At 68.3% G+C, this 17,939-nt stretch carries 21 protein-coding genes and 2 pseudogenes; 8 read left to right on the forward strand and 15 right to left on the reverse strand.

All coding sequences use genetic code 11. The features are described from left to right. Positions 1-3 precede the first annotated feature (3 nt). The 3 genes from CSEG_RS03230 to CSEG_RS03240 form a co-directional block, all read right to left on the reverse strand. Positions 4-321, reverse strand: coding sequence for a hypothetical protein (locus tag CSEG_RS03230; protein WP_013077833.1), 318 nt, complete (start codon positions 319-321; stop codon positions 4-6). Between the two features lie 85 nt (positions 322-406). After that, positions 407-1,714, reverse strand: coding sequence for a hypothetical protein (locus tag CSEG_RS03235; RefSeq protein WP_013077834.1), 1,308 nt, complete (start codon positions 1,712-1,714; stop codon positions 407-409). Between the two features lie 69 nt (positions 1,715-1,783). Further along, on the reverse strand, positions 1,784-2,854 hold the full coding sequence (locus CSEG_RS03240; RefSeq protein ID WP_013077835.1) for a glycerophosphodiester phosphodiesterase: 1,071 nt from the start codon (positions 2,852-2,854) through the stop codon (positions 1,784-1,786). A gap of 41 nt (positions 2,855-2,895) precedes the next feature. On the opposite strand from CSEG_RS03240, the pseudogene CSEG_RS23095 reads away from it, so the two are divergent. After that, a pseudogene (locus CSEG_RS23095) lies at positions 2,896-2,964 on the forward strand (hypothetical protein); the annotation flags it as partial. 71 nt (positions 2,965-3,035) lie between these two features. Here CSEG_RS23095 and CSEG_RS03245 read toward each other — a convergent pair. The 3 genes from CSEG_RS03245 to thiE all read right to left on the reverse strand — a co-directional run bounded on the left by CSEG_RS03245 (position 3,036) and on the right by thiE (position 5,224). Beyond that, positions 3,036-3,836 carry an inositol monophosphatase family protein gene (locus tag CSEG_RS03245; RefSeq protein WP_013077836.1) on the reverse strand — a complete coding sequence of 267 codons (801 nt, stop codon included), beginning with the start codon at positions 3,834-3,836 and terminating at the stop codon, positions 3,036-3,038. Between the two features lie 225 nt (positions 3,837-4,061). After that, the gene (locus CSEG_RS03250; protein WP_013077837.1) at positions 4,062-4,469 is read right to left on the reverse strand and encodes a hypothetical protein; all 408 of its coding nucleotides are present in this window, start codon (positions 4,467-4,469) and stop codon (positions 4,062-4,064) included. Positions 4,470-4,555: 86 nt separating this feature from the next. Continuing rightward, positions 4,556-5,224: a thiamine phosphate synthase gene (gene thiE / locus CSEG_RS03255; RefSeq protein ID WP_013077838.1), complete on the reverse strand. Its 669-nt coding sequence runs from the start codon at positions 5,222-5,224 to the stop codon at positions 4,556-4,558. 127 nt (positions 5,225-5,351) lie between these two features. Here thiE and CSEG_RS03260 point away from each other — a divergent pair, with 127 nt between their 5' ends. Further along, positions 5,352-5,537 carry a (2Fe-2S)-binding protein gene (locus CSEG_RS03260; RefSeq protein ID WP_013077839.1) on the forward strand — a complete coding sequence of 62 codons (186 nt, stop codon included), beginning with the start codon at positions 5,352-5,354 and terminating at the stop codon, positions 5,535-5,537. Positions 5,538-5,680: 143 nt separating this feature from the next. Further along, positions 5,681-6,160: a bacterioferritin gene (gene bfr / locus CSEG_RS03265; protein WP_013077840.1), complete on the forward strand. Its 480-nt coding sequence runs from the start codon at positions 5,681-5,683 to the stop codon at positions 6,158-6,160. Positions 6,161-6,166: 6 nt separating this feature from the next. On the opposite strand, the gene CSEG_RS03270 is transcribed toward bfr, so the two are convergent. Both CSEG_RS03270 and CSEG_RS03275 read right to left on the reverse strand, forming a co-directional pair. Further along, complete coding sequence (locus CSEG_RS03270) at positions 6,167-6,673, reverse strand: GNAT family N-acetyltransferase (RefSeq protein ID WP_013077841.1); 507 nt, start codon at positions 6,671-6,673, stop codon at positions 6,167-6,169. 40 nt (positions 6,674-6,713) lie between these two features. Continuing rightward, complete coding sequence (locus tag CSEG_RS03275) at positions 6,714-8,519, reverse strand: methyl-accepting chemotaxis protein (RefSeq protein WP_013077842.1); 1,806 nt, start codon at positions 8,517-8,519, stop codon at positions 6,714-6,716. A gap of 327 nt (positions 8,520-8,846) precedes the next feature. On the opposite strand from CSEG_RS03275, the pseudogene CSEG_RS03280 reads away from it, so the two are divergent. Beyond that, a pseudogene (locus CSEG_RS03280) lies at positions 8,847-9,424 on the forward strand (tryptophan-rich sensory protein). 10 nt (positions 9,425-9,434) lie between these two features. On the opposite strand, the gene CSEG_RS03285 reads toward CSEG_RS03280, so the two are convergent. The 4 genes from CSEG_RS03285 to CSEG_RS03300 all read right to left on the reverse strand — a co-directional run bounded on the left by CSEG_RS03285 (position 9,435) and on the right by CSEG_RS03300 (position 11,904). Further along, entirely contained in the window at positions 9,435-9,887 is a 453-nt protein-coding gene (locus CSEG_RS03285; RefSeq protein WP_013077843.1) for a DoxX family protein, read from the reverse strand. Between the two features lie 11 nt (positions 9,888-9,898). Beyond that, a complete protein-coding gene (locus tag CSEG_RS03290) occupies positions 9,899-10,645 on the reverse strand; it encodes an HvfC/BufC N-terminal domain-containing protein (protein ID WP_013077844.1) in 747 nt (248 codons plus the stop codon). Beyond that, the gene (gene bufB, locus CSEG_RS03295; protein ID WP_013077845.1) at positions 10,638-11,468 is read right to left on the reverse strand and encodes an MNIO family bufferin maturase; all 831 of its coding nucleotides are present in this window, start codon (positions 11,466-11,468) and stop codon (positions 10,638-10,640) included. Before bufB ends, CSEG_RS03290 begins: the two co-directional genes overlap by 8 nt. Before the next feature lie 157 nt (positions 11,469-11,625). Next, complete coding sequence (locus tag CSEG_RS03300) at positions 11,626-11,904, reverse strand: BufA1 family periplasmic bufferin-type metallophore (protein WP_013077846.1); 279 nt, start codon at positions 11,902-11,904, stop codon at positions 11,626-11,628. 186 nt (positions 11,905-12,090) lie between these two features. On the opposite strand from CSEG_RS03300, the gene CSEG_RS03305 reads away from it, so the two are divergent. Together CSEG_RS03305 and nrsF are read left to right on the forward strand one after the other, a co-directional pair. Continuing rightward, positions 12,091-12,630, forward strand: coding sequence for a sigma-70 family RNA polymerase sigma factor (locus CSEG_RS03305; RefSeq protein WP_013077847.1), 540 nt, complete (start codon positions 12,091-12,093; stop codon positions 12,628-12,630). Beyond that, positions 12,617-13,255, forward strand: a complete 639-nt coding sequence (gene nrsF / locus CSEG_RS03310; protein ID WP_013077848.1) for an anti-sigma-F factor NrsF — start codon at positions 12,617-12,619, stop codon at positions 13,253-13,255. Before CSEG_RS03305 ends, nrsF begins: the two co-directional genes overlap by 14 nt. A gap of 65 nt (positions 13,256-13,320) precedes the next feature. On the opposite strand, the gene fba is transcribed toward nrsF, so the two are convergent. The 3 genes from fba to gap form a co-directional block, all read right to left on the reverse strand. Then, on the reverse strand, positions 13,321-14,412 hold the full coding sequence (fba, locus tag CSEG_RS03315) for a class II fructose-bisphosphate aldolase (protein WP_013077849.1): 1,092 nt from the start codon (positions 14,410-14,412) through the stop codon (positions 13,321-13,323). A gap of 210 nt (positions 14,413-14,622) precedes the next feature. Continuing rightward, on the reverse strand, positions 14,623-15,813 hold the full coding sequence (locus tag CSEG_RS03320) for a phosphoglycerate kinase (RefSeq protein ID WP_013077850.1): 1,191 nt from the start codon (positions 15,811-15,813) through the stop codon (positions 14,623-14,625). A gap of 69 nt (positions 15,814-15,882) precedes the next feature. Then, positions 15,883-16,890 (reverse strand): type I glyceraldehyde-3-phosphate dehydrogenase, encoded by a 1,008-nt coding sequence (gap, locus tag CSEG_RS03325; protein ID WP_013077851.1) that lies wholly within the window; start codon positions 16,888-16,890, stop codon positions 15,883-15,885. Between the two features lie 302 nt (positions 16,891-17,192). On the opposite strand from gap, the gene CSEG_RS03330 reads away from it, so the two are divergent. After that, a complete protein-coding gene (locus tag CSEG_RS03330; RefSeq protein ID WP_013077852.1) occupies positions 17,193-17,564 on the forward strand; it encodes a hypothetical protein in 372 nt (123 codons plus the stop codon). A gap of 3 nt (positions 17,565-17,567) precedes the next feature. After that, positions 17,568-17,894: a cell division protein ZapA gene (locus CSEG_RS03335; RefSeq protein ID WP_013077853.1), complete on the forward strand. Its 327-nt coding sequence runs from the start codon at positions 17,568-17,570 to the stop codon at positions 17,892-17,894. Positions 17,895-17,939: the final 45 nt, after the last annotated feature.

The following is a 17,939-nucleotide window of genomic DNA, read 5'->3' on the forward strand; positions in this document are numbered from 1 at the left end:
CCGTCACGTCCCTTCTTCGCGCTTGATCACGTCGACGTGCTCGATCTGAAGACGCAGGGCCCTGATCGCCGGATCGTTTCCGGACAGCCCATTCGGCTGGGCCTCCGCCCAGTCCAGCAGGACCTTGAGCGCGTCGCTGATGCGGCCGATCTGGCGGCCGTAGCTGCCGACCTCGGCGAGCACGCGGCTCTCGACGCCGGGCGCGGCGGACTGGCCGAGATTGATGCTGAACAGGCTGAAGTCGCCGAACGTCCAGCTCCACGGATTGATGGTCTGGGTAAGCTGACGCGGAGCGAGGGAGACTTGAAACGCCTTGGGCATGTGAAGTCCTCCATGGGGAGGGCCTCAGCATGCGCCGGGATTCAGCTCGGCCTACGCCAAAAACGCCGCTCTCGGCCCTGGCGCTCTACTTCGCCAAATCCGCGGGCGTCGTCGGCTCGCTGATCACGCGTTCCATGGCCGCCCAGCGCGCGGACTCGCTCTTGCCCGTGCGTTCGACGTGGGCGCGGACCAGGTCCTGACCCAGGCTGTAGTTGATGATGTAGGCGCGGTAGGCCTCGATGAACGACAGGCGCTTCTCGGCGCGGGCCACGGACGTCAGTCCGTACTTGGCCAGGGCCTTCACGGCCTGCGGCTTGGTCATCTTGCCGTCCAGATAGGCCGCCGCGATGGTGATCTCGCTCTGGGCCAGGGCGGCCTTGGCGTCCATCAGCGCGCCATAGGCCGCCGCCGTCTTGGGATCCAGGCCCGCCAGCGGATAGAGCTTGTCGCGCTCGAAGTCGGTCTTGGTCTTGCCGGGGAAGGCCAGGGCGATGCCGTAGTTGGCGCTGCCCTCGGCGATCAGCGACTGCGGCGAGAACAGCGGATAGACGCTGAACTCCACCCAGCCCTTGCCCTTGGTCAGCTTCTCTTCCAGCAGGGCGTTCAGCACGTGGTGGCCCGGATAGCCCTCGTGGCAGCCCAGGTCCAAGGCGCGGCTGATGTAGATCGGCAGGTCGGTGTTGATCTCGATCAGGCTGTGGGCGCCGCCCTGGTACCAGTTGTAGCCGCTCCAGGGCTTCTTGGTGACGAACGACAGGTCGAAGCGCTCGCCCTCGGGCAGCTTGATGTGCTCTTCGGTCTTGGCCTTGCAGGCGGCGATGCCGGCCTTCATCACCGGCTCGAGGCGGTCGGTCGGGATCACGTAATTGGCCTGGAACGCGTCAACGCGGGCGGCCAGATCACCCTTGCCGGGGACCAGCTTGTCGAGGCGCGCCAGGATCGGATCGTAGGTGTTCAGCGGCTTGATCGCGGGACGGACGCCGAACAGGCCCTGGGCCTCGTCCTGGAAGCTGAACTTGTCGCCGGCCAGCATGGCCAGCCGCGTCTGCGCCGCCTTGACCTGACCTTTCAGGAACAGCTTGCGGCGGCGCTGGTCGGCGGTGAGCTGCTTGTCCGGCGCATGCGCCAGCAGGTCCTGCAGGCGATCGGCTTCCTTGCGCAGCACCGAGACCGGGCGCGGCGCCAGCTTGGCGGCGGTCTGATATTCGCGGGGACCATAGTAGGCGTCGACATAGCCGGGTTCGCGCTCTCCGGCCTCTAGGGTCAGGCGCACGAAGTCGACGGCGATCTTGTCCAGCAGTTCGGAGCCGGGCGAGGCGAGGGCGGGCGAGATGGCGCCGAGTGACAGCGTGGCGATGGCCGCGAGGGACGCGGCGGCGTGGCGGAACGTCATGATACTCACCCGAACGATCGAAGGCGGCACGCTGCACCGTTCCGCCCCGGTTCGGCAAGCTCGGCCGTTCTAGCCTCGCGCGGCGACCGCCAGGGCGGGGAAGTCGCTGAACACCCCGTCGACGCCCGCCGCGTACAGCGCCTTCAGCACCGCGATGGCGTCGCCGTGCTGGGCCAGGAAGGCCGGGTCCTTGGGATCGCCTTTCCGCAAGGTCGCGGGCAGGAAGTAGTTCTCGGCGCGCACCGTCCAGGGGTGGACGACGAGGCCCGCGGCGTGGGCGTTCTTGACGAGGTCGGTGGCCGGCAGCAGGGCGTTGGCGTCCTGCGGGACGACCATGGTCTTTTCCGGGCCCAGGCCGTCGGCGTAGACGGCCACGTCCTTCAGGCCCTGGGCGGTGACGAGGTCGGCGTACTTGACGGTCGGCAGGTCGGCGGGCCCGCCTTCGCCGGCGACCAGGAACACCAGGCGCGCGGGGGTCTTGGCCCGCAGGCGCTTGAGAGGCCCGACTTCGAAGCACTGCACGAACACCGGCGCGGTGGCCGAGTTCAGGTCCAGCGCCTTCAGCTTGGCGACGAGGCGGTCCTCGGTGGGCAGGCCGATCGAGGCGAAATAGGTCGGGTGCTTCAGCTCGGGATAGACGCCGATCGTCCGGCCGGTGCGCTGGCTGCCGGCGCGGGCGATGGCGACCACTTCCTCGAAGGTCAGCAACTGGGCCTGGCCGTCATAGGCGGTGTTGGCGGGGCGCAACTGCGGCAGGCGTTCGCGGGCGCGCAGGGTCTTCAGCTCGGCGAGGGTGAAGTCCTCGGTGAACCAGCCGGTGACCGACTGGCCGTCGATGGTCTTGGTGGCCTTGCGGGCGGCGAACTCGGGGCGGCTGGCGACGTCGGTCGTGCCGCCGATCTCGTTCTCGTGGCGCGCGACGAGGTGGCCGTCCTTGGTGGGGACCAGGTCCGGCTCGATGAAGTCCGCGCCCTGCTCGATGGCGCGCTCATAGGCCAGGACTGTGTGCTCGGGGCGCTCGCCGCTGCAGCCGCGGTGGCCGATGACGATCGGCTTGCGGCTCTGGGCGCGGGCGAAGCCCGGAAGGAACGTGCCGGCGAGGGCGGCGGTGGTCAGGGCGCGACGGGTCAGCAGGGTCATGGGGCGCGATTTAGCGCGCGGATGTGACGGTTTGGCTAGGGGGAACGCCCCCTCCGTCACGGCGCGTATTCGCGCCGCGCCACCTCCCCCGCGATGCGGGTGAGGAGGGAGCGTTATCATCCTCCCCCGTAAAACGGGGGAGGGGGACCGCGAAGCGGTGGAGGGGGCGCTGAGTCGGACTCTAAGCCGCCCGCAGGCGTTCCAGGATCTGCGGGTGCAGGTCCTGGTTCGAGGCCAGGATCGACTTGCCGGACACGAGGTCGAGATCGCTCTCGTCGATCGTGGAGATCTTGCCGCCCGATTCCTGGATCATCAGGATCCCGGCCGCGACATCCCACGGATTGAGGTTGCGCTCCCAGTAGGCGTCGAAGCGGCCGGCGGCGACCCAGGCGAGATCCAGGGCGGCCGAGCCGAAGCGGCGCACGCCGGCGACCTTCTGGCTGACCTGGTGCAGCTCCTTCAGGAACTGGCCGTGGCCGGGCTTGCCGGCGAACGGAACGCCCGTGGCCAGGACGCTCTCATCCAGGTGGCGGCGGGCGGCGACGCGCAGACGCTTCTCGGCGCCGAGGAACGCGCCCTTGCCCTTCTCGACCCAGAAGAGGTCGTTGCTGATCGGGTTATAGGTCACGCCGGCGACGATGCCTTCGCCCTCGCGCTGCAGGGCGATGTTGACCGCGAAGTGCGGGATGGCGTGCATGAAGTTGGTGGTGCCGTCCAGCGGGTCGACGATCCAGGTGTGGGTCTTGTCGGTGCCCTCGATCATGCCGCGCTCTTCGCCCAGGAAGCTGTAGCCCGGGCGGGCCTTGGTCAGGATCTCGAACAGGGTCTGCTCGGCCTTGAGGTCGGCGTTGGTGACGAAGTCCGCCGCGCCCTTCTTGGAGACCTGCAGTTCGGTGACTTCGCCGAAGTCGCGGGCCAGGCCACGGGCGGCCTTCCGGGCCGCGTCGATCATGACGTTCAGAAGGGCGGAAGGCGTGGCCACGGGCGGACTATCCTCAATGAAAGCCGTCGACGCCGGCCGGAAAGTCCGGCGGCGGAGCGGTAGGTCGACGGTGTGAAAGAACGGGCGCGGAACCTAGTCGTCCACAGGCGCGAAGGCAAGGCGGGCGGATTCGAAGGGGTTAACCGGGGCATAATCAACGCCGTGTCATCCCGTCTTCGCTTCGCTACGGCCGGGATGACACGGTTTGTAGACTTATGCCGTCGCCTAGGGCAGCTCCACCTTCGGCAGGCTGTCCTTGGTCTCGCACAACAGCTTGCCGGCCTTGCCGACCGCGCCGGAGATGTCCTCGATCTTGGCTTCCTTGCGCCAGCCCTTGGGCAGACCCTTGGTTCCGTCGAAGTCCATGCCGAGGTCCATCCACTTGTCCGCCGCGCAGTCCAGCGCGAACAACAGGATCGGACCCTTGCTGGCCGGCCAGTCGCGATAGGGGCCGACGCCCTTGCCCTCGGCGATGCGGGTGACGATCAGGCCTGTGGCCTGATCCACGCGGGAAAAGTCCGCGTCGTAATAGGTCTTGGTTTCGCCCGGCGCCAGTTTCCAGGTCTCGGCGGTCGAGGCCGTCGAGAAGGCCAGAGCCGGTAAGCTAAGCAAACACACTACGAGCCGCTTCATGTCGAGCGTCCTCCCCAGGCTTTGTTCGCTGGAGAGGACGCTAGGCCTGTGTGCGGCGCGTCACAAGGCGGCCTGGCGACCTCGTTTTACTTAGGGGATTGCTGGCGGGCTTCCCGGCGCGCCGCGAGGCCGTCGGCGATGGCGGCGTTCAGGGCGGCGACCGCGGCGGCGGGACCTTCCGGATGGGCCCAGACCCCGGCTGATACGGCCAGGAAGTCCGCGCCCGCCGCCGCCAGGCCGGTTGCGTTGTCGGCGGTGATCCCGCCGATCGCCACGCACGGCGTCTCCATCGTCTCCTGCCAGATCGTCAGGATTTCGGGATCGGCGGTGGTCGGGGCGTCCTTGGTCGTGGTCGGGAAGAAGGCGCCGAAGGCGACGTAGTCCGCGCCGGCCTCGGACGCCTCCATGGCCAGGTGCCGGCTGTCGTGGCAGGTGACCCCGATCATCCTCTGGCCCATCAGCTTGCGGGCGTCCTTGTAGGGCATGTCGGACTGGCCGATGTGGACGCCATCGACGGCGAGGCGGGCGGCCAGATCCGGGCGGTCGTTCAGGATCACGGCGACGTCGCGCGCTTGGGCGATCGGGGCCAGGACGTCGACGGCGGCGGCCACCACCTCGTCTGGCGCGTCCTTCAGCCGGATCTGCAGGGCGGCCACGTCGCCGCCTTCGAGCGCCTGGGCCAGCGTCCGGCCGAAACCGGCCAGGTCGGACAGGGCGGGCGGGGTGATCAGGTAGAGGCGGCAGTCGAGCGTCATGGGGTGGCTTTAGGCCAAATCGCGCCCGGGGAGTAGATGTCGCAGGCGCATCGCAATGAGAGTCAGTTGCAAAAGCCCCGGCATTGGGCTAGATGAGAATGAAACTCATTCGGTAGGGCGTTCTTCCTTGTACGTCTGCAATTGTAACGGCATCCGCGAGCGCCAGGTGCGCGCCGCCATCGACGCCGGCGCCCAGCGCCCGGTGGAGATTTTCCGCCATCACGGCTGCCAGGCCCAGTGCGCCAAGTGCGTCTGTGAGATGCGCCAGATGATCCAGGAAAACCGCGAGGCGCTAGCCTACGCCGCCGAGTAACGGCGAAACTCCGGCAAATTCAGAGATCGCGAAGCACTTGCACGGATTTCCGTGAGAGCGCGAAACACTCGCACATATTCATGTTGAAGGCCGCCACGGCTTGCCCCAGGTTCCGGCCGACAACGACTCTGAAGGAGGCCGCCATGCAGGGCGATCCCGGCATTATCCGACTGCTCAACGCGGTCCTCACCAACGAGCTGACGGCGGTCAACCAGTACTTCCTGCACGCGCGGATGTACGACAACTGGGGCTTCAAGCGCCTCGGCAAGATCACCTATGACGAGTCGATCGGCGAGATGAAGCACGCCGACATGCTGATCAACCGCATCCTGTTCCTGGAAGGTCTTCCGAACCTCCAGGACCTGCACAAGCTGAAGATCGGCGAGACCGTGCCCGAGTGCCTGAATTCCGACCTCCAGGTCGAGCTGGGCGGTCGCGAGACCCTGATCCCGGGCATCATCCAGTGCGAACAGGCCCGCGACTATGTCAGCCGTGAGCTGCTGCGTGAGATCCTCAGCGACACCGAGGAGCACATCGACTTCCTCGAGACCCAGCTGTCGCTGGTCAAGTCGCTGGGCGAAGCCAACTACCTGCAGTCGGCCATGGGCGAGCTGCCGTCCTAGCCGCGCCTAGATCGGCCGCTGCATGAACAGGCGCGCGCCTTCGTCGAGGCCGCGCGCCACATGCTCTCGCCGCACCGCGCGCAAGGCGTCCGAGAGCGCGTCGTCGGGAATGTCGAGAAATCCCAACCGCCTGTAGTACGGCGCGTTCCAGGGCACATCGCGGAAGGTCGAGAGCGTCAGGCGGGCCCGCCCCGTCGCCGCTGCGCGCTGGGCCACGGCGTCGATCAGGGCCGCGCCGATCCGGCGTCCCTCGAACCGCGGATCCACGTCGATCTGTTCGATGTAGAGGCTGTCCTCCAGCGGGCGGAACATCACGAACGCCGCCAACGCCTCATCGAGAGTCGCCGCCAGCAGCCCATTCGCGGCGACACGGGCCGTGAGCACGTCCCAGGGCGTTGGCTCGTCGCCGGCCAGCGCATCCATCACGCCGATGAAACGGCGGGACGAGCCACGTTCAAGAGCGCGGATCGCGTCGAGTTCGGCCGTCTGGGCGGGGCGGATGGCGAGCGTCATGCGACCCTCGTAGCTCACGCGGCGCCCGCCGCGAAGGCGGTCAGGCGGCGCGCTGTCGCGTCGGCTGATCGTCGAACTTCTCGACCAGTTCGCCCAGGCGCGAGGCCTCGCCCTTCAGCGAGTGCGCCGCAGCGGTGGTCTGCTCGACCATCGCCGCGTTCTGCTGGGTCATCTGGTCCATCTGATTCACGGCGCTGTTGACCTGGCCGAGGCTCAGGGCCTGTTCCTGCGCGGCCGTGGCGATCTCGGCCACCAGCTCGGAGATGTCGCTGACGCGCTGGATGATGCTGCCCAGAGCCGAGCCGGTGCGGTCGACCAGGGTGACGCCGACCTCGACCTTGTCGGTTGCCGCGCCGATCAGAACCTTGATTTCCTTGGCGGCGTCGGCCGAGCGCTGAGCCAGGGCCCGGACTTCCTGCGCAACGACGGCGAAGCCCTTGCCGCTTTCGCCGGCGCGGGCCGCTTCGACGCCGGCGTTCAGGGCCAGCAGATTGGTCTGGAAGGCGATCTCGTCGATCACCCCGATGATCTGGCCGATCTGTGACGAGGCGGTCTCGATCTCGCGCACGGCGATGACGGCGTCGCGCACCGACACCTCTGTCGCGCGGGCTTCCTCGCGAGCGGCGTCGACCATGCCATTGGCGCGGCCGGCGCTGTCGGCCGCCTGACGCACGGCGCCGGTGATTTCGTTGAGGGCCGCCGCGGTCTCTTCCAGGCTGGCGGCCTGCTGCTCGGTCCGGCGCGACAGGTCGTCGGCGGCCTGGGCGATCTCGGCCGCGCCGACATGGACGCCGCGCGACGAGGTCCCGATGTCGCCGAGCGTGGCGTTCAGGGTCTCGGCCGTGGCGTTGAAGTCGTGGCGCAGGCGTTCGTAATCGGCGTGGAAGGCCTTGTTCAGACGCACGCCGATCTGGCCGTTGGCCAGGTTGGCGAGGCCTTGGGCGAGGCCGTCCATGGCGTCGCGACGCGCTTCCTCGGCCGCGCGTCGCTCGGCTTCGGCCGCGGCGCGGCTGTGTTCGGAGTCCATGCGGGCCTGGTCCTCGCGATCCCGCATCGCGCGGCGTTCCAGCGCGGCCTCGCGGAAGACGGCGATCGACTTGGCCATGTCTCCCAGCTCGTCCGAGCGGTTGGCGAAGGGGACCTCGTTCTCGTAGTCGCCCTTGGCCAGCTTGGCCATGTAGTCGGTGATGGCTTCGACCGGGCGCACGACGGCGCGGCGCAGGGCCCAGATCCCACCGAAAATCAGGCCGCCCAGCAACAGGGTCAGGCCCGCCATCAGGCCCACGTCCCACAGCTGCTTGCGATGCGCGTAAGCCTCGACGGCGGCGTTGTCGGACGCGATCACCGGCGTGGCCTTGTCGACCTGGGCGCGGTGGGCGGCGTAGGCGATCTTGAGTTCGGCGTAGGCGGCGTCGGCGGTCGCCTGATCGCCCACCTCGACGGCGGCGACGAGGCGGTCGGCGGCGGCGAGCATCTGCTTGGCTTGGACGTCGGAGTCCACGAGCAAAATCTGTTTGACCTTCGGGTCGAAGTCGGACGCGCGCCAGTAGGTCGTGCGCGCGTCATATTCGCTCCGCAAGCGCTTGAGTTCGCCCGCGGCCCAGCGCGCGGAGTCGGGCGTGCGGGTGAAATAGGCGGTCTGCGCGTCGAGATAGGCCTCGATGACGTACATGGGCGGCGGCAGGATGTCGGCGGTCAGATCCTTGCCCGCGACGATCTGCCGATACAGCGGCCCCCCGATCCTCTGGTTGGCGATCGCGTTCCACGACCCAGCGGTCAGCAGAACAAGCCCAACGGCCAAGGCCGCGCCGAAAAGGCTCATGGCCCCGGACAACTTCAGACGCATAGCGCCTACTCCCCAAAACAGGAGGCTAGAAACGCCACATCAGGCGTGAACTCGGTCTTAATCGGCCGAAGCGCCTACCCATATTGGGGTGCTTTGCCCGCCCGGAGTCCCTTTCCGCGCAAGGTTCTTGCGAGTGTCGAACGGGCCTGCGTCAAATTGACGCAGGGAGTCTTCGGGTCTCTCCGACCGGATCCCGCGGCGCCGTTTCGGCGGCATTTTCGGGTGGCGCCGCGCGAGGATCGCGCCATGATGAGGCGAGCCCGGCCGCCCTGGAACCAAGGCCCAGCTGGGCTGTTTGACCTTGCGAGTACAATAGGGAGTTCCGCCATGCACATCGCCCACGGAAAGTCGCGCGAGCGCGCTCTGGCCGGCCGCGAGGCGTTCGAACTGGAGCATCGGAAGGACTTCCATCCGGCCGGTCAGATCGCCGTAGGCGCGGCCCTGGCCGGCGGTGCGATCGTCGCGGCCCTGGTGATGGGCCGGCGGCACGAGAAGGTGCTGGACGACGAGATGTACGCCGTCGAGTTCGCTGAAATGCACGAGCCGGTGGCCCACCAGCCCAAGCCGCTGACCAGCCTGCTGCTGCCGCCGCTGTTCATCGCCATGACCCTTTCGGGTCTGCGCACCTGGAACGCCCCGTCCAGCCCCGCCCGCACCCCCGCGCCCTGACGATCTGGAGCCTGGTGCAGGGCTTCAACGCCCTGTGGCTGGGCCTGGGCGCCAAGCGCCTGGGCGGCCAGCTCAGCGCCGCGACCGCCTCGCTGGCGGCCTCGGCGGCCTATGCGATCGAGGCGCGCAAGGTCGGCGGCGGCACGGCGCCGGACCTCGGCTGGGTGGGCTTGGCCAACGCGCTGAGCTCCCAGCTGTGGCGCAGGCCGGTGCCGCGCGCGCCCACGATCCACTAGGCCTTTTGGCTCAAGGGATCTTCAGCAAACGGTCCAGTCCGAACCGCCCGCCGCCGCGCGCGATCAGCGGCAGCAGCAGGCCCGCCCACGACAGGTGGGTGGGCCACGCGTCCGGATAGACGAAGATCTCGATCACCGCCGTCATGCCCAGGAACGCCAGGGCCGAGACGCGGGTGAACAGGCCCAGCACCAGCAGGATCGAGAACAGGTGCTCCGAATAGGTCGCCACGTGGGCGGCGATCTCGGGCGGCAGCAGCGGCACGTTATATTCGCTCTCGAACAGGGCGTAGGTCCCGTCGGTGATGTGCAGGATCCCGTCGACCTTGGTGCGGCCCGACAGGAAGAAGACCGACGCAACGCCCAGGCGTGCGACAAGCAGCAGCAGATCCTCGGGCAGCAGTTTTTCAACGGTACGGGCGAGCAGGGTCATCGGCGCGCGAAGCGCCGTCGAAAAGGCGGTCATGGCGGTGTCCTTTAGAGAGGGCCGGCGAACACGCCGTCGGCGATCAAAGCGGCGAAAAGCGGAGGAAGCGAGGAACTGGAATCGGCGGTTGCGGCCGCTTCGGCGGCCTCGCCAGCGGTGAGGTCCTGGCGGCAGGCGCGCAAGAACGCGGTCTCGGCGGCGCCGACCACCCGGCTGGAGACGACCTCGCCACGACGGACCAGCAGCAGGGTCTCCGGCGTCTCGGAAAGCTCCAGGTCCTCGGCGCCGTCGCGGGCCGCGCGCCACAGGCTGGGCAGGCCCGCGTCGAAGGCGGCGAAGCGGACGCTGGGGTGGAGGCTAAGACGGGTCTCGGCCAGAACCTCGGGCGCGAGGCGCGACAGCGCGTCGACGTCCAGTGCGCGGGTCTCGGCGGCGAACAGCGCCTCGGTCCAGAGCCGGTCGAGGTGGGCGGCCCCCGCCAGATACGGTAGGTCCGCGGCCGGCGGGAAGCGCTCCAGCCAGACGGGGAAGGCCTCGCCATAGTCCAGCAGGGTGGCGCTGGCCGGCGGCGCTTCGCGGGCGAACAGGGCGGCGACGGCGCGGAACCAGTCCTCGCCGACCATCGACTGGACCGTCGGGAAGTTGGCCGCCAGGGCGTCGACGCAGCCCTTGACGATGGTGTTGCGATAGACCGCCAGGCCCGGATGATCCTCATCCGCCAGCCAGGGCGACAGGGCCGCGCGCTGGCCGCCGATCGCGGCGACGAAGGCGTCCTGGAAATCGAGCAGCTCAGGCATCCGCCATCTCCAGGGCGGAGAGCTCGGCGGCGGCGCGGTCGCGCTCGGCCATCAGCGTCGCGAAGGCGGGAATGTCGTCATCCCGCTCGATCAGCGTCGGGCGCGGGCCGACGCGGCGGATCAGGCGGCGGTAGAGGGTCCACACGGGCTCGGCCACCGGCGCGCCGTGGGTGTCAATCAGTAGCCCGGAACCGCCGGCGTCGGGGCCGTGACCCGCCAGGTGGATCTCGCCGATCGCCTCGGCGGGAAGAGCGTCCAGATAGGACTCGGCGCTGTAGCCGAGGTTGCTGGCGCTGACGAAGACGTTGTTGACGTCGACCAGCAGGCCGCAGCCGGTGCGTTGGACCAACGCCTTCAGGAAGTCGACCTCGTCCAGGTCGTTGCCCGTGAGTGGCAGGTACAGCGACGGGTTCTCGATCAGCACGCGGCGACCCAGCGCCGTCTGCATCTGGTCGATATTGTCGGCGATGCGGGTCAGCGCCGCCCGGGTGCGCGGGAAGGGCAGCAGGTCGGGTTGGTGCGCGCCGCGATGGGTCGACCAGGCCAGGTGCTCGGACACGACGAACGGCTCGAACCGATCGACCAGGCGCTTCAACGCGGCCAGGTGTTCGGCGTCCGGATCGGCGTCGGCGGCCAGCGAGAGGCCCACGCCGTGCAGCGACAGCGGCCGGCGCTGGCGGATCGCCTCCAGCGCCGACAGCCTCGGACCGCCGGCCGACATGTAGTTCTCGGGATGGACCTCGAACCACAGGCCCTTAGCTTCCGCCGCGAGGGCGTCGGCGTAGTGCTCGGGTTTCAGGCCAAGGCCGGCGGTGGGGGGCATTGTCATTCTCTCAGAACCCGATTTCCCGGCGAATGCCGGGACCCAGATGGAAAGACGCTGAAGCGGGCTCCAAAAGCTCTGAGCCATTCCAATCAGCTCCAGCGTCTTGGGATCTGGGCCCCGGCGTTCGCCGGGGAGGTCGGCGGGGAACGGCGGATCAGGCCTTCGGCGTCAGCGAGCCCATGCCCTTGGGGGTCTTGATCGTGGCGCAGGTGCCCTTCTTGACCATCTTCCAGGCGTCGCCCTGGTAGTCGACCTTCGAGGTGCCGGCGCACGAGGTGCCAGCGCCCGCCTTGCAGTCGTTCTGGCCGGCCTTGGCCACGCCGTAGCACTTTTCGGTGTCGCCCTTGCCCATGTGTTCGTCGGCGGCGGCCATCGAGACGCCGGCGCTGAGGGCGAAGATGGCGGCCAGGGCGGCGGAAGCGGTGCGGTTCATGGAAGTTCTCCTTGGCGTTTCGCGCCGAGGCGGCTCGTCGCCGCTCGGTCATGGGCAAGTACGAAGCGGAACCATTCGAGGTTACAGCGGTCGGCGAACAAATTTTCGACCGATCTTCCGGGGCAGGTTCCGGCCGCGCGGCAGGGTGTGTAACCATTGGCGACTCGCGCGCGAATAGGGGTGAGCGTGACGGAGACCGAGACCCGTTTGAAGGCGCTGATGCTGCGCGGGCTGGAGGGCGACGCCCCGGCCTATCGCGCCTGTTTGGCCCTGCTTGGGACCCGGCTTCGGGCCTATTTCGCGCGTCGGATGGCCGGCGCGCCCGGCGATGTGGAGGATCTGGTGCAGGAGACGTTGCTGGCGGTGCATCTGAAGCGGTCGACCTGGGACTCGTCCCAGTCGTTCACCGCCTGGGCGCACGCGGTGGCGCGCTACAAGCTGATCGACCACTGGCGCCGGCGGAAGATCCGCCAGACCCTGCCCATCGAGGATCACATCGAATTCCTGGCCGCCGACGAGCCCGAACCCTCTGTGGGGATCGAGCTGGATCGCGCCCTGGCCAGCTTGCCCGAGCGGCAGCGGATTCTGGTCTCCGACGTCAAGCTAACGGGCCTGTCCCTGGCCGAGGCCGGGGCGCGGGCCGGCATCTCCGAGGGCGCGGCCAAGGTTGCGCTGCACCGGGCGCTGAAAGCCCTGGCCGAAAGGATGCGCCGTGCGGACGGATGACCTGATCGCCGCCTTGGCCGCCGACGGCGCGCCGGTCCGCACGCCCCGGCGTCGCCTCGCGGTGGTCGCGGTCGCCGGCGCGCTGGTGGCGCTCGTCCTGGTGCTCACCTGGCTTCACACGCGCCATGACCTGATGCCCGCCATGCGCGGCGGCATGTTCTGGATGAAGGCGGCCTATACCGCCGTCCTGGGCCTGGCCGGCTATCTGGCGATCGAGCGCCTGGCGCGGCCGGAGGGATCGGGCCGACGCGGCTGGCTGCTGGGCGGGGCCGTGGTGGCCGTCTTCGTCGTGGCCGGAGTCTGGCAGGCCCTGGTCAGCCCCGACGTGCAGGCGGCCCTGCACATGCTGCGCGGCCACTCGTGGCACTCGTGCAGCCGCAACATCCTGGTCCTGGGCCTGCCAATGCTGGCGCTGGGGCTGCTGGCCGTGCGGAGCATGGCGCCGACCCGACCCGTCGCCGCCGGCTTCGCCACGGGCCTGTTCGCGGGAGGCGTCGCCGCGACCGTCTATGGTCTGCACTGCGCCGAGAACACCTTCACCTTCGTGGCGCTGTGGTACAGCCTGGGCGTCCTGCTGCTGGCGGCGCTGGGCGCCGTGCTCGGGCGGTGGGTCCTGCGCTGGTAGATCGATAATGAAAAGGCCTCCCGGATCGCTCCAGAAGGCCCTTCGTCTCGACAATCAGCGTCGCCTTACTCGGCGGCGGCTTTGGTCTGGCGGTCGCCGAACTTGGCGTGCAGTTCGCCCGAGGCGTAGCGCTTGGCCATGGCGGCGGTCGACAGCGGCTTGATCTTGTCGGCCCAGCCGGCCGAGCCGAACTCGGTGAAGCGGGCTTCGCAGACCTTGCGCATGGCTTCCTTGGCGGGCTTCAGATAAGCGCGCGGATCGAATTCCGACGGCTTCTCCATCAGCACCTTGCGGATCGCGCCGGTGATGGCCAGGCGGTTGTCGGTGTCGACGTTGATCTTGCGCACGCCGTGCTTGATGCCGCGCTGGATCTCTTCGACCGGCACGCCCCAAGTCTGGGGCATCTCGCCGCCGTACTGGTTGATGATGTCCTGCAGGTCCTGCGGCACCGAGCTGGAGCCGTGCATGACCAGGTGCGTGTTGGGCAGGCGCTGGTGGATCTCCTCGATCACGTTCATGGCCAGGACGTCGCCGTCCGGCTTGCGCGTGAACTTGTAGGCGCCGTGGCTGGTGCCCATGGCGATGGCGAGCGCGTCGACGCCGGTGGCGTGGACGAATTCGACCGCCTGGTCGGGATCGGTCAGCAGCTCGTCATGCGACAGCTTGCCCTCGAAGCCGTGGCCGTCCTCGGCCTCGCCCATGCCGGTCTCCAGCGAGCCCAGCACGCCCAGTTCGCCCTCGACCGAGACGCCGCAGGCGTGGGCCATCTGGACGACGCGACGGGTGACGTCGACGTTGTACTCGTAGGTCGCCGGGGTCTTGGCGTCCTCCATCAGCGAGCCGTCCATCATCACCGAGGTGAAGCCGTACTGGATCGCCGTGGCGCAGGTCGCCGGGCCGTTGCCGTGGTCCTGGTGCATGCAGACCGGGATGTTGGGATAGAGCTCGACGAGACCGTCGATCAGGCGGGCCAGCACGATGTCGCTGGCGTAGTTGCGCGCGCCGCGCGAGGCCTGGATGATGACCGGCGAGTTGACGGCGTCGGCCGCCTCCATGATCGCCAGGCCTTGTTCCATGTTGTTGATGTTGAAGGCCGGAAGCGCGTACTCATGCTCGGCGGCATGGTCCAGCAACTGTCGCAACGTGATGCGAGCCACGTAATTCTCTCCTGCAAGCGTGAAGTGGGTTGGTTCGTTTCTTGTTGTTGGGGCCGTGACGCTTGTGCGTTCTCTGCCCGGTCTCTCTTCAGTCTAAAGCGCGTCAGGGCGGTGAAAAACCGCACACACACGTTCGTTAAACGCGCTCGGTAATCAGTCTGGCACAGGCTGAACGCGGATCTGCACGATCCGCGCCAGCAGAGTTTCGTTTTAGGCCTCGAGCGCGGCGACGCCCGGAAGGGTCTTGCCCTCCATCCATTCCAGGAACGCGCCGCCGGCGGTCGAGACGAACGTCATGTCGGCCGCGACACCAGCGTGGTTCAGGGCCGCCACCGTATCACCGCCACCGGCCACGGCCACGAGTTTACCCGATTTGGCCCGTTCCGAGACATGTTTCGCCGCCGAAACGGTCGCTTTGTCGAACGGCGGCACCTCGAAAACGCCCAAAGGGCCGTTCCAGATCAGGGTTTCGCACTGGTCGATCGTGGCGTTGAGCGTGGCGACGGTCTCGGGACCGGCGTCGAGGATGCGATCCTCGGGCTGGACTTCGTAGACGTTGCGGACGCTGGAGGCGACACCGGGCTTGACCTCGTGGGCGACCACGACGTCGGTCGGCAGCAGGATCTTGCAGCCGGCGCCGCCGGCCAGATCGATAATTTGACGCGCCGTGTCGGCCATGTCGGTCTCGCACAGCGAGGCGCCGACATCGATCTTGGCCGCGTAGAGGAAGGTGTTGGCCATGCCGCCGCCGATGGCCAGGTAGTCGAGCTTGGTCACCAGGTTGCGCAGCAGGTCGAGCTTGGTCGAGACCTTGGAGCCGCCGACGATGCCGATCACCGGCTTCTTGGGCTTGCCGAGCGCGGCGTCCAGGGCTTCCAGCTCACGCTGCATCGACAGGCCCGGATAGGCCGGCAGCAGGCGGGCCAGGCCTTCGGTCGAGGCGTGGGCGCGGTGGGCGGCGCTGAAGGCGTCGTTGACATAGACGTCGCCGTTGGCGGCCAGGGCCTTGGCGAACTCGGGATCGTTCTTTTCTTCGCCGGCGTGGAAGCGGACGTTCTCCAGCAGCGCGACGCCGCCGTTCTCGAGGCCGTTGACGACCTCGGCGGCCGCCGGGCCGACGCAGTCGCTGGCGAAGGCGACCGGCTGCTCCAGCAGCTTGGACAGCGGCTCGGCGACGAAGGCCAGGCTCATCTCCGGCACGACCTTGCCCTTGGGGCGGTCGAAGTGGGCCAGCAGCACCACCTTGGCGCCTTGCTTGGAGAGGTAGGCGATGGTCGGCAGGGCCGCGCGCAGGCGGGTGTCGTCGCTGATCTTGCCGCCGTCGACGGGCAGGTTGAAGTCCACGCGGACCAGGGCGCGCTTGCCGGCCAGGTCGGCGGTGTCGAGGGTGCGGAAGGTCATCGGTCGTCCTGAATATGGAGCAAGGAAAACCCCGCTCCTTGCGGAGCGGGGCTTAAGTCTTTCGGTTCCTTAGAGGAACTTCGCCATCTCGAGAGCGGTGTCGCTCATGCGGGTCGCGAAGCCCCACTCGTTGTCGTACCACGACAGCACGCGGGCCAGCTTGCCCTCGATGACCTGCGTCTGGGGCAGGGCGGCGGTCGAGCTGGCGGCGATGTGGTTCAGGTCCGACGAGACCAGCGGCTCGGTCGTCGTGGCCAGGACGCCCTTCATCGGGCCGTCGGCGGCGGCCTGCAGGGCCTTGTTGATCTCATCGATCGAGGTCTCGCGGGCGGCGACGACCTTCAGGTCGATGACCGAGACGTTCGGGGTCGGGACGCGGATCGACGAGCCGTCCAGCTTGCCCTTCAGCTCCGGGAGCACCAGGCCCAGGGCCTTGGCGGCGCCGGTCGAGGTCGGGATCATGCTCAGGGCCGCGGCGCGGGCGCGGTAGAGGTCCTTGTGCATGGTGTCCAGCGTCGGCTGGTCGCCGGTGTAGCTGTGGATCGTGGTCATGTAGCCACGCTCGATGCCGAACAGGTCGTGCAGGACCTTGGCGACCGGGGCCAGGGCGTTGGTGGTGCACGAGCCGTTCGAGACGACGATGTCGTCGGCGGTCAGGGTCTGGTGGTTGACCTTGTAGACGATGGTCTTGTCGGCGCCGTCGGCGGGAGCGGACACGAGCACGCGCTTGGCGCCGGCCTTCAGGTGGGCGCTGGCCTTGTCCTTGGCGGTGAAGATGCCGGTGCACTCGAAGGCGATGTCGACGCCCAGGTCCTTGTGCGGCAGCTCTTCGGGGTTACGGATGGCCGTGACCTTGATCTTGCCCTGGCCGACGTCGATCCAGTCCTCGCCCGAGGTGACGACGCCCGGGAAGCGGCCGTGGACGCTGTCGTAGCGCAGCAGGTGGGCGTTGGTCTCGACCGGACCCAGGTCGTTGATGGCGACGACCTCGATGTCGCGACGGCCATGCTCGGCGATGGAGCGCAGGACCAGACGTCCGATGCGGCCGAAGCCGTTGATGGCGACGCGAACAGCCATGGGTCATTCTCCGATTTGGCCGCCGAGCGGGATCGTTCGGCGTTCCCTATTTTCGCTGCGCGTTTTGCGGGCTGGGGGCGCGAAGTCAAGTCCGGGAGGCCGCGTTTTGGCGCGTTCGGGGCCAAAATCGGCGGGCGCCGCAAGCTTGGCCCGTCCCCAGCGAAACAAGCTTTCGCCCGCATGGAGCGCGGACAAAAGGCGGCGAATGCTGCTATGGGCTTCGCATCGCCCAATTGTCGCCCCGCGCGACTGGCTTAGAGGGCATCGATCTGTATGTTGCGTTGCATGATGGAAATCCGCCGATGATCCCGGCCGACGGTACGGCCCTCGACCTCGCCGTGCGCCGTCTGGAGCGCGCGGTGAGCCAGCTCGAGCAACGCCTGGCGGCCAAGGCCGCCGAGACCAAGCGCGCGCTCGCCGCTGCGACCGCCGCGGGCGGCGGCGCCGTTGCGCCTGGACTGTTCGAGGAAGACGAGAAGGCCCAGCTGGTCGCCGACCTGGAGGCCGCCCGCGAGCGGGAGAAGGCGCTGGAGGAAGCCGGCGAGCAGGCCTCGGTGGCCCTGGGCCGCGCGATCGCCGAGATCCGCGCGGCGCTGGGCGAGGACGGCGCGGCCAACGACCTGCATGCGCCGAACGATGATGACGACCTGTTCGAAGACTCCGAGGAGGCCTGACGCATGGCCCAGGTGACGATCCAGGTGAACGGCCGGCCCTATATCGTCGGCTGCGAGGACGGCCAGGAGCCGCACCTGACCGAGCTGGCCCGCCTGTTCGACCGCCAGGTCCGGCAGGTGAGCTCGGACGTGGGGCAGCTGGGCGAGACCCGGCTCTTCCTGATGGGCGCCCTGCTGCTGGCCGACGAATTGTCGGACATGAAGCTGCGCCTGGCCCACGCTCAGGCCGAGATCGCCCGCATGCAGCAGGAAGGCACCAAGGCCGAGATCGCCGCCATCCGCGCCCTCGACGCCGCCGCCGAGAAGATCGAGAAGATCGCGGCGGAGTAGCTGCTCGCGTTTCCAATGGCTAAGGTTGTGCTGCGCGACGAGGTT

Source organism: Caulobacter segnis ATCC 21756, from assembly GCF_000092285.1.
Taxonomy (GTDB): Bacteria; Pseudomonadota; Alphaproteobacteria; order Caulobacterales; family Caulobacteraceae; genus Caulobacter; species Caulobacter segnis.